Source organism: Rodentibacter trehalosifermentans, from assembly GCF_002000545.1.
Classification (GTDB): Bacteria; Pseudomonadota; Gammaproteobacteria; order Enterobacterales; family Pasteurellaceae; genus Rodentibacter; species Rodentibacter trehalosifermentans.
Genome location: NZ_MLHL01000018.1, coordinates 1 through 15,473, shown reverse-complemented (window position 1 = coordinate 15,473; position 15,473 = coordinate 1). Strand labels below are relative to the sequence as shown.

The following is a 15,473-nucleotide window of genomic DNA, read 5'->3' as shown; positions in this document are numbered from 1 at the left end:
TGATGTGTTAATTGGCGATACCTTTATGTCTTAATAGGGCATCTAATTGTGGTTCACGTCCACGGAAGCGTTTAAACAGTTCCATCGGCTCTTCTGAACCGCCACGGGTTAAGATTTCATCGAGGAAAGATTTTCCAGTGATTGGGTTAAAAATTCCTTCTTCTTCAAAGCGTGAGTAGGCATCGGCAGAGAGCACCTCTGCCCATAAGTAGCTGTAATAGCCGGCCGCATAGCCGCCTGCAAAAATATGGCTGAAACTATGAGGCGTTCTTGCCCAATCCACGCCTTTTATTACAGCAACCTGTGATTTCACCGCTTTAAGTGTGTCGAGAATTTGATTGATTTTTTCCGGATCAAAAGTGTGATGTAAGCGGAAATCGAAAATCCCAAATTCTAATTGACGCAAGACAAACATAGCGGCTTGGAAGTTTTTGGCTTTCAATAATTGGGTTAATTTTGCTTTTGGCAAAGGCTCGCCCGTTTCATAATGACCAGAAATAAATGCCAGAGCCTCTTCTTCCCAGCACCAGTTTTCCATAAATTGGCTTGGCAATTCCACCGCATCCCAAGGCACACCGTTAATGCCCGCCACATCAGTGACTTCAATTTGTGTGAGCATATGGTGAAGACCATGTCCGAATTCGTGGAAAAGGGTGGTGACTTCATCATGGGTAAATAATGCCGGTTTATCGCCGATAGGGGCATTGAAATTGCAAGTTAAATAGGCCACTGGTGTTTGAATCGTACCGTCAGCTTTGCGTTTTCGGCCAATACAATCATCCATCCAAGCGCCACCACGTTTATTTTCACGGGCATAAAGATCGAGATAAAAACGACCACGCAGTTGATCTTTTTCATCAATCAAATCGAAAAAACGTACATCTTTGTGCCAAGTATCCACATCAAAACGCTCTACTGCCCGAATATTGAAAATGCGCTTAATCAGTTCAAATAAACCCGATAGTACACGATCTTCAGGGAAATACGGGCGTAGTTCCTCATCATTGATAGCATAGAGATGTTGTTTTTGCTTTTCGCTATAGAAAGCAATATCCCAAGGTTCAAGATGGCTGACGCCAAATTCTTGTTCGCAATAGGCGTTAAGTTGCGCTAATTCTTTTTCACCCTGTGGTTTCGCCCGTTTGGCAAGATTATCTAAGAAATCTAACACTTGTTGTGGAGTTTCCGCCATTTTGGTGGCAAGGGAAAGTTCAGTGTAAGTGTTGAAACCGAGTAATTTTGCAAGTTCTACACGCAGGCTGAGAATTTCTTCCATGATTTTACTGTTATCCCATTTACCGGCATTAGGGCCTTGCTCTGATGCACGGGTGGCATAAGCACGATACATTTCTTCACGCAATGCTTGGTTTTCACAGTAAGTCATAACGGGTAAATAGCTTGGAATTTCAAGGGTAAAGCGATAGCCCTTCAAACCTTTGCTTTCAGCGGATTGTTTTGCTGCTTGTAAAGCCGATTCGGGAAGCCCTTTGAGTTTCGCTTCATCTTCGATCACTTTTTCCCAGCCCATGGTGGCATCTAACACATTATTGCTAAATTGTGAGCTGAGTTCCGATAATTTTGCTGAAATTTCGCCATAGCGTTTTTGTTTGTCTTCAGGTAAGGCTATGCCGGAAAGGCTGAAATCCCGTAAAGCATTTTCAATGGCTTTTTTCTGTGCCACATTATAATTGGCAAACTCAGGGCTATTTTTGAGAGCAAGATAAGCGTTATAAAGCCCTTTGTGTTGCCCAACACAAGTGCTGTATTCGGAAAGTAGAGGCAGACAAGCCTGATAAGCTTCCCGTAGTTCTGGGCTGTTTTTGACTGAATTTAAATGAGAAACCGGCGACCAGGCACGGCTGAGACGATCGCTGGCTTCCGTTAAAGGCAAAATGAAATTTTCCCAAGTAAAGTGCGGTTGATTTAGCACCTGTTCTATTGTATCCCGGCAATCTTGAATGTGTTTTTCAATAGCCGGTTGAATATGTTCGGGTTTGATTTGTGAGAAAGGCGGTAAGCCTTGAATGTTAAGTAATGGGTTTGACATAGTGCGTTCCTTTTTTAAACTGTTGGGTATATGACGGCGAATTCTATAATATCAAGGTTGAAAAATCTAAAAAATCAGCAATAATGGGTCGCATTTGGACGTTTTAGGCATTTTATGAAATATATTTACATTTTATTGGGTTTTCTTTCTTTAGCCCTAGGTATTATTGGCATTTTCCTCCCCATTTTGCCTACCACACCTTTCCTCTTATTAACCTTATTTTTCTTCGCCAAAGGCTCGAAACGTTTAGAAAATTGGTTTTTGAGCACGCCCATCTATCAAAAATATTTGAAATCTTTTAATGAGCGCCGAGCGCTGACAAAAAAAGCAAAGGTATCGATTTTAACCTTCGCCACCGGTATTTTATTGATTGGTTTTTATTTTACCCCGACTGTGCTGGGACGAACGATTATCGCGTTGTTGATTGTCATAAAATATGGCTTCTTCTTATTTTGGGTGAAAACCGAAGATGAGCCTGTTGAGAGATAAAGAGAAAAGTAAAATGTGGAATAGGTTAATGCTGGGGCTAAAAAGTGCGGTCATTTTTACCACGATTTTAGCGTTAAATGGATGTGATAAATTAAACAGCCCAACATCTTCTCAAACGCCATCATCACCTTCCGTGGTGACGGAAATGCAAAATTTTCCCCCAAAGCCAACCTACGGCAGAGATAAATTAACCCGAGCTATGGCTTCTCCTATGGTGTTAGATCCTTGGCAGGTAACAGAAGCAGAGCAAACATCTCTCATTCGTGATCTTTTTGAAGGGCTGACCGCCTATGATGCTCAAGGCAATATCGTGCCGGGGGCAGCGGAAAGCTGGCAAACGAAGGATAATAAGCATTGGATGTTTATTTTGCGTGAAGGGCTAAGATGGTCGAATGGGGCACTTTTAACGGCACAGGATTTTGTGTTGTCTTGGCAGGCCCTTTCTCAATCTGAAAGCCCGCTAAAATCTTATTTATTGTATTTGAATTTAAAAGAAGCGAAGGCGGTATTAGAAAAGAAATTACCGCTTAAAGATCTTGGAATTAAAGCGGAAAATGACCGTACTTTATTGATTACACTTGATAAACCAACACCTTATTTACCGGAAATGTTGGCCCATATTGCGTTGTTACCGCAATATCGTGATGCGGATTTATGGGTATCGAATGGGGCCTATAGTCTGTTATTTCGTGATGAAACAGGCATACAATTAATTAAAAATCCTTATTATTGGAACAAAAATGCGGTTTCTTTTAAAAAAGTTGATTATGTTCCCTATAATGGTAAGCCCTTGTCTGAATTCGATATCCTTTTGGCGACGCACCCAAAATCGGAAAATACCCGATATTTTCCTCAATTATGCGGTTATTTTTATGAATTTAATTTGCATGATGCTCAGTTAAAAAATCCTCTGGTAAGAAAGGCGATTGCTTCTTTAATTTCCGTCACGGCGATAACAAATAATGAAATGCCTCATGCTATTCCAAGTTCTTATTTTTTGCCAAAGGCGATGTTGCACGGGCAGGATTCCCGTTGGGAACCGGTGGTAGCAGAGCAGTTGTTGGCAAAAACACCGATTACCGAAAAGAAACCTCTTACACTGAAAATAATCTATGATAATGTGCCGCTTCATCGAAATATTGCACAGCGTTTGGCACGGCAATTATCGGAGTCGGATTTATTGCGTATTGAAACAAGCGAGATGAGTTGGCAAGCTTTGCAAGAAAAACGGATAAAAGGGGAATTTCAATTAATTCGTTCTGGGTGGTGTGGCGATTTTAATCACCCTATGGCATTTTTAGGTTTATTTTATTCAAAAAGCCCGGATAACAAGAGTGGTTATACCAATGCAAAATATGATCAGCTTTTTGAACAGGCATTGAAAAGTGTCTCAAAAAAAGAGCGGTCGGAAATTTATTTAAAATTAAGTGAGATTATTCAGCAAGAAAATTTGGTGCTTCCGCTTTTTCAATATACCACGCCAGTTTATATCGCTCCTTCTGTGATGGGGGCGCAGAAAAATCCGATTGGGGCGATTTATAGTAAGGATTTATGGCGAAAAGTTGAAATCGCACAGTAATAAAATACCCGCTTCATAATTATAAGCGGGTATTTTATTAGATTATTTTTTATCGTCTTTTTTCGTGATTTCTTCGCATTTGTCAATATCGCTACATTTACCATAAAGATACAAACTATGGGCTTTTAATTTGATGCCGTATTGTTCACTGATTTCTTTTTGGCGTTGCTCTATAAGGTTGTCGGAAAATTCAAAAACTTTACCACAGTCTTCACAAATAATGTGGTCGTGATGTTCTGTTGGCGCAAGTTCAAAAACCGATTTATTGCCTTCAAAATTATGACGAATCAAAATATGGGCTTCATTAAATTGATTAAGCACACGGTAAACGGTAGCAAGACCAATATCACTACCTTGTTCTAACAAAATTTTATACACATCTTCTGCAGAAAAATGTTCGTTTTTGTGGTTTTGCATTAAAGCTAAAATAGTCAAACGGGGCTCGGTGATTTTTAAACCTGCTTTTTTGAGCAATTTAATATTTTCTTCAGACATAAAGTTTCCTTTTTATGATAGTTAAGCGAGCTCGGCTAAACACATTTCTTCATAAATTTGTTTACACCATTTCTCTACGCGCTCGGCAGTGAGTTCCGGCTGGCGATCTTCGTCAATACACAAACCGATAAATGTGCCGTCCTCTAAAAGTGCTTTTGAGGCTTCAAAGGTATAACCTTCCGTTGACCAGTTGCCCACAACGATGGCACCACGCGGTTCGACAATATCACGTACAGTACCTATCGCATCACAGAAATAATCGGCATAGTCTTCTTGATCGCCACAACCAAAAATAGCGACTAATTTATCGGTAAAATCAATTTCTTCCAAGGTTGGGAAAAAATCATCCCAATCTGCTTGTGCTTCACCGTAATACCAAGTCGGGATTCCGAAAAGTAAAAAATCATAGGCTTCAATATCTTCTTTTGAGGTTTTGGCGATATCACGAATATCGACTAATTCATTGCCCAATTGTTTTTGGATCATTTTCGCGATATTTTCGGTATTGCCGGTATCGCTACCATAAAATAAACCCACTACTGCCATTTTTCTTTCCTTTAAATAACTGTTTCAATCTTATAAAAATCATCAGGGATTTCCCCCTTTTTGATTGGCGCGAACTATATCACAAATCAATTCTCATTTAAACCCATTAGTTCTTATTTAGAAAACGCTCAATAGCACGGATAACAAACGCAGGTTTTTCTGCATGAACCCAGTGTCCGCAGCCGTTTATTGTGAATGAAGTTGCATGCGGAAACTGGGCTAAAATGCACGTAGTATTTTCCGGTTTGATATACGATGAATTGCCTCCCCGAATAAAAAGCGTTGGGGTTTGTACTTGCACATTCTGCCAATCCATTAAATTCGGGTATTGGTTGAAAAGTGTCGTTAAATGGAAACGAAAAAACTCAGAGGAGTAAGGATCAAAGGACTTCAACATAAATTGCACTACCGCCGGATCGGCGATGTGTTGTTCTAAGAGAGGTTTAGCCTGCTGTCGGGTTTGTGGCTTGGCATTTTTCACGGCAAATAAACCTTGGAAAACATCTTGATGCCCTTGATTACCATAAGGAAGAGGGGCGATATCAATCACAATGAGTTTCTCGACCATTTCAGGATAAAGTGCGGTCAATTTCATCGCCGTTTTCCCCCCCATAGAATGTCCAATCAAAATGACTTTTTCTAATTTAAGGTGCTTAATGAGGGCAAAGAGATCTTCTGCCATCAGGGAATAATCCATCAATTCAGTGCGGAAACTTTGCCCATGATTACGCAAATCCATGCGTAAAATAGAATAGTGTTCACTTAATGCACGGGCGATGACACCGAGATTATTCATATCACCGAATAAACCATGAATAAAAACCAGTGTAGGGGAAGTAATTGTTTGTTTTGTTTGATGAAATTGATAATTTAATAATTGAGAGTTAGGCATAATTTTCGCGTGAGAATTGGTTGAGAAATCGTTATAATGAGCAAAAATTTTAGCAAAGGGAGAAATAAAAATGAAGATCATTGAAGTGGATGAAGAGCTGTACCAATATATTGCAAAACAAACCCAATCCATTGGTGAAAGCGCTTCCGATATTCTTCGCCGTTTGTTAAATTTACCGGCTAATCCAAACAGCACATTAGACTTGGTTTCTTTTGATGAAGCGAATAAAAGTGCGGTCAAATCCGATGCTTTTTTGCCAAAAGAAACGAAACCGGCAAATGTCCCTCAAACTTCACCTGAATCTACGCCAAAAACTGTTGAAGCCCCCCCCCCGTTGAAAACGGTGAAAAAACAGTCGGACTCGGCGATTAATCAAATCACCGATAAAGTGCATGCTTTATTAAATTCCACAGAATTCAAAGAAGAAACGAAAGCCGTGGTTCGTTTTCTGGCTATTTTACGTGTGCTTTATCGGACAAATCCGGAAAGTTTTGCCCAGGCCACGGAATCGTTACAGGGGCGCACTCGGGTTTATTTTGCCCGTGATGAGGCCACATTATTAATGGCGGGAAATCACACCAAACCTAAACAAATTCCGGATACCCCTTATTGGGTGATCACCAATACCAACAGTGGTCGGAAAATGTTGATGTTAGAAGGGGCGATGCAATCGATGGATTTGCCGGAAAGCCTGATTGATGAGGTGCGAGCCTATTTTGTCAGTCACTAAATCTTTTCCTTGGCAAGTCTTTGCCGAGGATCCTCAGTATCGTAAGAAAATCGCCTTGCGCTCATCGCAAGGTGATGTTTTTACTTGGCAAGAGATTGGGCAAAAAATCAATCAAACAGCGGTGTTTTTACAAACCAGAGGGATCACATCGGAAAGTACGCTTGCTTTTTGCGGTAAAAATTCTGAAGCGATACTTTTTCTTTATTTGGCAAGCATTCAGATCGGTACCAAAATTTTGGGGTTAAATCCGGCATTTCCACCGGAAAAAATCCATGCGTTGTGTGCTGAATATGCTATTGATAGATGTTTTGTTGATGAGGATTTATTGGCTATTCCGGCAAGCGCTTCATCTACACTTTTGTCTTATCATACTGCGGATTTTTTCCGTCCGGCGACAATGACACTGACTTCCGGTTCAAGTGGTTTGCCCAAAGCGGTGGTGCATCATATAAAGGCGCATTTAGACAATGCCCGAGGGGTTTGTCAATTTATGCACTTTAATGCCTCGCAATCTTGGTTATTGTCACTGCCTTTATATCATGTCTCGGGGCAAGGCATTGTATGGCGTTGGTTGCTTTGTGGGGCGCAGTTACATTTTCCTCAAGCCGATTTTTTTGCTTCCCTTTTACAAGCCACCCATGCCTCACTTGTCCCTACACAACTTCAACGTTTGCTGGATTATCTGCGCACTGCGCCACAAACCCGAGTGAATACAAAACATATTTTATTGGGGGGGGCACATATTCCACAGGCGTTAACTCAAGAGATTTGTCAATATGGCATCACGGCTTATAGCGGATATGGCATGACGGAAATGGCCTCAACAATTTTTGCCAAACCCTCAGATAACGCACCCGGTGTGGGCCAACCCCTTTTAGGGCGTGAATTTAAACTGATGAATGAAGAAATTTGGTTGAAGGGGGCAGGGCTGGCATTAGGCTATTGGAAAAACGGTGAGATAATTTCGCTGACCAATGAGCAAGGTTGGTTGCAAACAAAAGATAAAGGCATATGGAAAAATAATGAATTAGTGATTATTGGCCGCTTAGACAATATGTTTATTTCCGGTGGAGAAAATATTCAACCGGAGGAAATTGAAAGGGTGATTTTGCAATCTCATTTAGCAAAACAAGTGGTTGTTCTGCCCAAAGCAGACTTGGAATTTGGGGCAAGACCGGTTGCGCTGGTGGAATTTTATGAACACTTTACAGAAAGTGCGGTCGAAAAATTGCGTGTTTTTTTACAAACCCATTTAGCAAAATTTAAACAACCTATTGCTTATTACCCTCTACCTTGTGGGATACAACAAGGGGCAATAAAAATTTCTCGTCAGGCGTTAGCACAATGGCTGGCATCTCAAGAACAACACAGAGTGAAAGAACAACAATAAATAGGAAAACTATGACATTATCTCGTCTTTTTAGCGCCCTTTCAGCGGCTTGTCTGTTGGGGCTTGTGGTTTCACAAACTGCGATGGCCGCAGGGCAAAGCGCATTACCTACAGAACAAAGCCTTAAAGCCGACTTGGAGGCTGCCCAAAAAATTGATGATGCGGAGGCAAAAAAATCGCGCATTGATGAATTGCAAACCTCCCTTGATTTGTTAAAACAAATTCAAACTCAGCAAAACAATAATGATGAGTTAAATGAAACTTTGGCGCTTGCTGAGACGGAAACGCAAAAAAATAATGCAGAGTTACAAAATCTGAGAAAACGCTTGGATCAAGTGCGTTCCGATGATTATCAATCGACTTCATTGACAGATTTGCAAGCCGATTTAGAAACCTTAAATAATCAGCAACAGGAAACGCAAACGGCACTCATTGCAGCCAATTCTCTCGTTGCGGAGCAAAATGCGGTGTCTGAACGTGCACAAACGGCGTTGGCGGATAATTTAAAACGAAGCCAAGTGTTAAACCAATCCCTCTCAGAGGGCACAGCCAATAGTACGCAGGAACAGCAGTATCAACTGGAATTACAGCTTATTGATCTGAAAAACACCTACAATCAAACCTTACTGAAAAACAGCGATCAACTTTCTGTTCTCTATCAAAGCCATTATGACTTGCTCAACGTGAAACAACAGGTTCAACAACAGCAAATCTCTGCGATTCAAGAGATGATTAACCAAAAAAATTTAGAGCAAAGTCAAAATAAAGTTGAACAGGCACAACAACAGCAACAAAGTGCGGTTAAAAATGATTACATTCAAAAAGAGCTTGATCGTAATGCGATGTTGAGCAAGCTTTTGTTGGAACAAACCGAAAAAACCAATACCTTATCTCAAGATGAGCTGAGAATGCGTAATGTGTTAGACAGCTTAACCCAGACACAGCGTACCATTGACGGGCAAATTAGTGCCTTGCAAGGCACCTTGTTGCTTTCCCGTATTATTCAGCAACAAAAGCAAAAATTACCGACAAATCTGAATATTCAAGGGCTATCAAAACAAATTGCCGATTTACGGGTGCAAATTTTTGATATTACCCAGCGCCGCAATGAGCTCTATGATTTAGAGGCTTATATTCAAAAAGTCGAGCTAGATGAAAACCAACATTTTACGGCTGCAGAGAAAGCACAATTAACCACTTTGCTGACAGAACGTCGTAAAATGGGCTCTGATCTTATTAAGTCATTAAATAATCAGCTTAATTTAGCGATTTCCCTTGAATTAACCCAACAACAAATTACGCAAATAAGCGATCAAATTCAGTCGAAACTCGATCAGCAAAGTTTTTGGGTGAAAAGTAACAACCCGATCAATTTAGATTGGTTTAAAATGCTGCCGATGTCTTTAGAGGCACAGTTTAATGGCATGATGAAGCATTTAGGCTTCCCAACCAATTTCGATAATTTACCTTCGTTGCTCACCTATGTGTTTATTTTGATTGTGGTAGGCGGGGCAATTTTTAAATTTAAACCGGCGATTACCCATCGTTTGGCGATGATCAACGGGGAAATTAATACCTTGCGTGCAGACAGCCAATGGCATACACCAATGGCATTGATTTTAACGGGATTATTAAATTTATCCGGGACGCTTTGGTTTCTTGCCGTCTGCCAGATGATTGGTTTTTTCTTCTTCCGTCATCCACAAGAATTTTGGGATTGGTCTTTCCGTATGGCGGGGTATTGGTGGTTCTTTAATGTTTGGTTTGCCATTTTCCGCCCAAATGGGATTTTTGTCCGCCATTTTGGTTTTGCGCAAGAAGATGCCGAGAAATTCCGTGGGGTGGTCAAACGGATTATCATTGTCGTTGTGCTATTGTTGAACACCTCGGTATTTAGTAATGTCATGGATAATGGTCTGGCAAATGATGTGTTAGGTGAAATTAATACCATTGCCTCTTTAATTTTCTGTACCGTTATCGTTGCACCTCGCTTTAATCGTGCCCTTCGGGCTTATGAAGAAAACCAATCACAGCGTAATAATGTGATTGTGAAAACCATTCAGATTTTATTACAGCTTGTCCCAATTGGCTTTATTGTGTTGATTGTGTTGGGATATTACTACACTGCTTTGAATTTAATCGAGCATATCATTAATTCTTATATTGCTTGGTGTATTTGGTTTATTTTACGCAATGTGATTTACCGTGGCGTTACGGTGTCATCACGCCGTTTGGCCCATCGCCGTCTAATGGAAAAACGCTATCAAAAAGCGGGCGAATTTAATGATGGCGTGCCTTCAGATGATGTGGTGGTGATTTCCGATCAAGAAGAAGGCTTGGCCTTAAATGAGGTTCGAAGCCAATTGCTACGCTTTGCAGATTTATTTATTTGGTCGGCATTGTTTGGTATTTTCTATTTTGTTTGGTCTGATCTTGTCACGGTGGCCACTTACCTGCGTGATATCACCCTATGGCAACAAGTCTCTGTGGTAGATGGTGCAAATGTGACAGAGAGTATCACGCTGTTTAATTTGCTTGTGGCGCTTATCATCGTAGGCATCACTTATGTATTGGTGAGAAATATTTCAGGTATTTTGGAAATTTTGCTGTTTTCACGCTTGAAATTATCACAAGGTACCCCTTATACCATCACTACGTTACTGACTTATATTATTGTGGCAGTCGGCAGTGCTTGGGCGTTTGCAACACTTGGGATGTCTTGGTCTAAATTGCAATGGTTATTTGCCGCACTCTCTGTGGGGCTGGGTTTTGGTATGCAGGAAATTTTCGCTAATTTTGTTTCCGGCATTATCTTGTTGTTTGAACGGCCGATTCGTGTGGGCGATACCGTTACGATCAACGGTGTGAGTGGGACAGTGGCGAAAATTCGTATCCGGGCTATTACCCTCATTGATTTTGACCGTAAAGAGGTGATTGTGCCGAATAAATCCTTTGTGACAGGTCAGGTGATAAACTGGGCGCTTTCCAATGCGATGACACGTTTGGTGCTCACCGTTGGGGTGGCTTATGGTTCTGATTTGGAATTAGTGAAAAAACTTCTTCTGCAAGCGGCAAATGAGCAACCGGCAGTCTTGAAAGAACCTGAACCCCGTGCGTTATTCTTATCTTTTGGTGCCAGTACATTGGATCACGAATTACGGGTCTATGTGGGGCAACTTTCTGAACGAACAAATACCATAGATGCGCTAAATCGCCGCATCAATGAGCTTTTTGCTGAAAATAATATTGAGATTGCATTTAATCAGCTTGATGTCTTTATTAAAAATCATGATACCGGTGAAGAAATTTGTTTTAAGGATACCAATGCAACCGGATTATCGGCTCAAAAATAATCAAAAAAATAAGAGGTAAACTATGGCAGGCAACACAATCGGACAACTTTTCCGGGTGACAACTTTTGGGGAATCCCATGGCATTGCACTGGGCTGCATTGTAGATGGCGTTCCCCCTAATATGACCTTATCAGAGGCAGATATTCAGCCCGATTTAGATCGCCGTAAACCGGGCACTTCCCGCTACACTACGCCACGTCGGGAGGCGGATGAGGTGCAAATTTTATCGGGGGTCTTTGAAGGGAAAACCACCGGAACGAGCATTGGGATGATTATTAAAAATGCGGATCAACGTTCCCAAGATTACGGTGAAATTAAAGATCGTTTTCGCCCGGGTCATGCGGATTTTACTTATCAACAAAAATACGGTATCCGAGATTATCGTGGTGGCGGGCGTTCTTCCGCCCGTGAAACCGCAATGAGGGTGGCAGCCGGTGCCATTGCCAAAAAATATTTGCGGGAGCAATTTGGTATTGAGGTTCGTGGTTTTTTAAGCCAAATTGGCGAAGTGAAAATTGCGCCACAAACGGTGGGAAAGATCGATTGGCAGACAGTAGAGAGCAACCCTTTCTTTTGCCCCGATGAAAGTGCGGTCGAAAAATTCGATGAATTGATCCGTGAACTTAAAAAAGAAGGGGATTCAATCGGCGCCAAGCTCACAGTGATTGCTGAAAATGTACCCGTGGGACTAGGGGAGCCGGTATTTGATCGCTTAGATGCGGATTTGGCTCATGCGCTAATGGGTATTAATGCGGTAAAAGGGGTAGAAATTGGCGATGGTTTTGCGGTTGTGGAACAACGAGGCAGCCAACATCGTGATGAGATGACGCCAAATGGTTTTGAGACAAATCATGCCGGCGGTATTTTAGGCGGCATTAGCTCAGGTCAGCCGATTATTGCCACTATTGCATTGAAGCCGACTTCCAGCATTACGATTCCCGGTCGTTCGGTAAATCTTGATGGCAAAGCCGTGGAAGTGGTAACAAAGGGGCGCCATGATCCTTGTGTGGGCATTCGGGCTGTTCCTATTGCAGAAGCCATGGTGGCCATTGTGTTATTGGATCATTTATTACGTTTTAAAGCACAGTGTAAGTAGTAGGTTGTGTGAAATGAATAAAAAAGCAGTAAAAACCGCGGTGGTATTGACCGCACTTTTTTCGTTAAGTGTGTACGCTGCCCCCAAAGATTGGCAACAAATTAAGCGGCCAATCCCAAGTGAAGATGGTATGGCAAAGCCTATTGGGAGTTATTCCAACGGCTGTATTATTGGGGCGCAAGCCTTACCCATAAAAGGTGAAGGCTATCAGGCAATTCGTATGAATCGTAACCGTTATTATGGGCATCCTGAAATGATTCAGTATTTAAAACGTTTGGGTGAAAAAGCAAAAGCGGCAGGACTACCAACGATGTTAGTCGGGGATATTGCCATGCCGGGGGGCGGGCGTTTTTTAACCGGTCATGCCAGCCACCAAATGGGATTAGATGCAGATATTTGGTTGCGAATGGGGGAGATGTCTGATGCCGATGCCTTAAATTCCGATGGCAAAGGATTATTAGTAGTAGATCGTAAAGCACAACGTGTCGATGAGCGTGTTTGGAATAACCATCATTCGACATTAATTAAATTAGCGGCACAAGATCCTCATGTTACCCGTATTTTTGTTAATCCGGCAATTAAAGTGAAACTTTGTCAGACAGCAGGCCATGATCGGGGGTGGCTGAATAAAATTCGTCCTTGGTTTGGGCATGATTCGCACTTTCACGTTCGTCTAAAATGCCCGGTAGATGCTGCTTATTGTGAAGATCAAGCCCCTGTTCCGGCAGGTGATGGCTGCGGTGATGAACTTTATTCTTGGTTTGAGCCGGCAAAACCGGGAGCGGGCTCAAGTAAGCCCAAAGTGGTACCTCCTGAACCCTTTTTATGCCAACAAATATTGAACTCCCCCCATCGCAGTGAATGGTTAGAGTAATTATTGGCTGATACAGAGAAAAGAATATGGAATTGGGCGTTGATATTCTCGCACTATTGTTTTTGGTGGCATTTATTGCCGCCTTTATTGATGCTATTGCAGGCGGAGGTGGCTTAATCACTATTCCTGCCTTACTGATGACAGGTATTCCCCCGGCGATGGCACTGGGAACCAATAAATTGCAAGCGATGGGGGGGGCATTTTCTGCAAGCCTCTATTTTTTGCGAAAAAGAGCGGTTAATTTACGGGAAGTGTGGTTGATTTTACTTTGTGTTTTTGTCGGCTCGGCTCTTGGCACAATATTAATTCAACTGCTTGATGTGGCGGTGTTTAAGAAAATTTTGCCCTTCTTAATTTTAGGTATAGGGCTCTATTTTCTTTTTACGCCTAAATTAGGTGATGAAGATCGCAAACAACGTTTAAACTATGTGTTTTTTGGTATCATTATTAGCCCATTTTTAGGGTTCTATGACGGTTTTTTCGGGCCGGGAACCGGCTCTATTATGAGTTTGGCTTGTGTGACATTACTTGGGTTTAATTTGGCAAAAGCAACGGCACACGCTAAAGTGATGAACTTTACTTCCAATCTCGCCTCTTTCTTACTTTTCTTAGCGGGCGGGCAGATTTTATGGACTGCCGGTATCGTAATGATGATTGGCAGTATTCTGGGGGCAAATTGGGGCGCAAAAATGGTGATGACAAAAGGGAAAACCTTAATTCGTCCGATGGTTGTGGTGATGTCGTTTTTAATGACGGCAAAAATGGCCTATGACCAAGGTTGGTTTAATTTTTAAAGTGCGGTCTATTCCGCAACTGTTTTTAATATGACAGATTCTCAACAACATATTCGTTTAACGGCTCGTGTGGGCTATGAACCGCATTTTTCGTGGTCTTATTTAAAACCCAAATACTGGGGTATTTGGGTTGGTATCTTCTTTTTGCTTTTATTGGCCTTTGTGCCTTTTCGGCTGCGAGACAAATTTGCAGCTAAGTTAGGCGTATGGATTGGGCACAAAGCAAAAAAACAGCGTAAACGGGCGCAAATTAATTTGCGTTATTGTTTTCCAAATTGGACTGAGCAACAGCGTGAGAAGGTCATTGATGATATGTTTGCGGTGGTCGCCCAAGTGATGCTGGGGATTGGTGAGATTGCCGTTCGCTCAAAAAAACATTTGCAAAAACGCAGTGAATTTATCGGGATTGCGCATATCCAAAAAGCAAAAGCTGAAGGGCATAACATTATTTTAATGGTACCTCACGGTTGGGCGATTGATGCTTCCGGGATTATTTTACACACCCATGGTATGCCGATGACCTCTATGTATAACCCCCATCGCAATCCTTTAGTGGATTGGCTTTGGACGATGGTTCGTCAACGTTTCGGGGGAAAAATGCACGCCCGTCAAAATGGCATCAAACCTTTTTTAAGCCATATTCGTCAGGGCGAAATGGGGTATTACCTGCCTGATGAAGATTTTGGTGCGGAACAAAGTGTTTTTGTGGATTTTTTTGCTACTTATAAAGCCACGCTTCCGGGCTTAAATAAAATGGCAAAATTGGCGAAAGCTGTAGTGATTCCTATGTTCCCTCGCTATAACGCTGAACGTGGGAAATATGAAATGGAAATTCACCCGCCTATGGCGCTAAGTGATGAACCTGAAAAATCAGCCCGAGCCATGAATGAAGAAATTGAAGCCTTTGTCACGCCAACCCCAGAACAATATGTTTGGATTTTACAATTATTAAGAACACGAAAAGATGGCGAAGATCTTTATGATTAATGCATGTCATTTACAATATTATGTAGCTGTTGCACAATAAATCATTTTTCGCACCTTCTGTTTACGGGAGCGTTGGGCGTCACCTTAAGGAGGATTGCAACAAAGTTGCAAAAACTCGGTGAAAAATAACCGCGCTTTCTCCCTCCGCCTGCGGCCCCTCCCCCCGTAAACGGAGGGAGGGAAGATGGTACAACCTGATAA

General features: G+C 41.8%; 13 protein-coding genes. 9 read left to right on the top strand and 4 right to left on the bottom strand.

From position 1 onward, the window contains the following. Window positions 1-7 precede the first annotated feature (7 nt). Entirely contained in the window at window positions 8-2,047 is a 2,040-nt protein-coding gene (gene prlC / locus BKK52_RS04140) for an oligopeptidase A (protein ID WP_077419761.1), read from the bottom strand. A gap of 114 nt (window positions 2,048-2,161) precedes the next feature. Here prlC and BKK52_RS04135 point away from each other — a divergent pair, with 114 nt between their 5' ends. Continuing rightward, on the top strand, window positions 2,162-2,536 hold the full coding sequence (locus BKK52_RS04135; RefSeq protein WP_077478011.1) for a YbaN family protein: 375 nt from the start codon (window positions 2,162-2,164) through the stop codon (window positions 2,534-2,536). Between the two features lie 13 nt (window positions 2,537-2,549). Next, a complete protein-coding gene (locus BKK52_RS04130) occupies window positions 2,550-4,115 on the top strand; it encodes a peptide ABC transporter substrate-binding protein (protein WP_077478009.1) in 1,566 nt (521 codons plus the stop codon). Window positions 4,116-4,157: 42 nt separating this feature from the next. On the opposite strand, the gene fur is transcribed toward BKK52_RS04130, so the two are convergent. From fur to BKK52_RS04115, 3 genes are all read right to left on the bottom strand, one after another. Further along, window positions 4,158-4,610 carry a ferric iron uptake transcriptional regulator gene (gene fur / locus BKK52_RS04125; RefSeq protein WP_077419758.1) on the bottom strand — a complete coding sequence of 151 codons (453 nt, stop codon included), beginning with the start codon at window positions 4,608-4,610 and terminating at the stop codon, window positions 4,158-4,160. A 21-nt stretch (window positions 4,611-4,631) separates the two neighbouring features. Beyond that, complete coding sequence (gene fldA, locus BKK52_RS04120) at window positions 4,632-5,156, bottom strand: flavodoxin FldA (RefSeq protein WP_077419757.1); 525 nt, start codon at window positions 5,154-5,156, stop codon at window positions 4,632-4,634. A 106-nt stretch (window positions 5,157-5,262) separates the two neighbouring features. Further along, window positions 5,263-6,048, bottom strand: a complete 786-nt coding sequence (locus BKK52_RS04115) for an alpha/beta fold hydrolase (RefSeq protein WP_077419772.1) — start codon at window positions 6,046-6,048, stop codon at window positions 5,263-5,265. A 70-nt stretch (window positions 6,049-6,118) separates the two neighbouring features. Between BKK52_RS04115 and seqA the strand changes: the two genes are divergently transcribed. Genes seqA through lpxM form a run of 7 tightly spaced genes read left to right on the top strand, consistent with a single transcriptional unit; the run spans window position 6,119 to window position 15,272 of the window. Next, entirely contained in the window at window positions 6,119-6,778 is a 660-nt protein-coding gene (gene seqA, locus BKK52_RS04110; protein WP_077419756.1) for a replication initiation negative regulator SeqA, read from the top strand. Then, on the top strand, window positions 6,747-8,168 hold the full coding sequence (gene menE / locus BKK52_RS04105) for an o-succinylbenzoate--CoA ligase (RefSeq protein WP_077474424.1): 1,422 nt from the start codon (window positions 6,747-6,749) through the stop codon (window positions 8,166-8,168). The genes seqA and menE overlap by 32 nt, the downstream gene beginning before the upstream one ends. An 11-nt stretch (window positions 8,169-8,179) precedes the next feature. Continuing rightward, window positions 8,180-11,521: a mechanosensitive channel MscK gene (gene mscK, locus BKK52_RS04100; protein ID WP_077478007.1), complete on the top strand. Its 3,342-nt coding sequence runs from the start codon at window positions 8,180-8,182 to the stop codon at window positions 11,519-11,521. Window positions 11,522-11,543: 22 nt separating this feature from the next. After that, entirely contained in the window at window positions 11,544-12,617 is a 1,074-nt protein-coding gene (gene aroC / locus BKK52_RS04095) for a chorismate synthase (protein ID WP_077474426.1), read from the top strand. Window positions 12,618-12,630: 13 nt separating this feature from the next. Beyond that, on the top strand, window positions 12,631-13,491 hold the full coding sequence (mepA, locus tag BKK52_RS04090; protein ID WP_077474427.1) for a penicillin-insensitive murein endopeptidase: 861 nt from the start codon (window positions 12,631-12,633) through the stop codon (window positions 13,489-13,491). Window positions 13,492-13,517: 26 nt separating this feature from the next. After that, a complete protein-coding gene (locus BKK52_RS04085) occupies window positions 13,518-14,285 on the top strand; it encodes a TSUP family transporter (protein WP_077474428.1) in 768 nt (255 codons plus the stop codon). 30 nt (window positions 14,286-14,315) lie between these two features. Further along, window positions 14,316-15,272: a lauroyl-Kdo(2)-lipid IV(A) myristoyltransferase gene (gene lpxM / locus BKK52_RS04080; protein WP_077419751.1), complete on the top strand. Its 957-nt coding sequence runs from the start codon at window positions 14,316-14,318 to the stop codon at window positions 15,270-15,272. The last annotated feature ends 201 nt before the right edge of the window (window positions 15,273-15,473 follow it).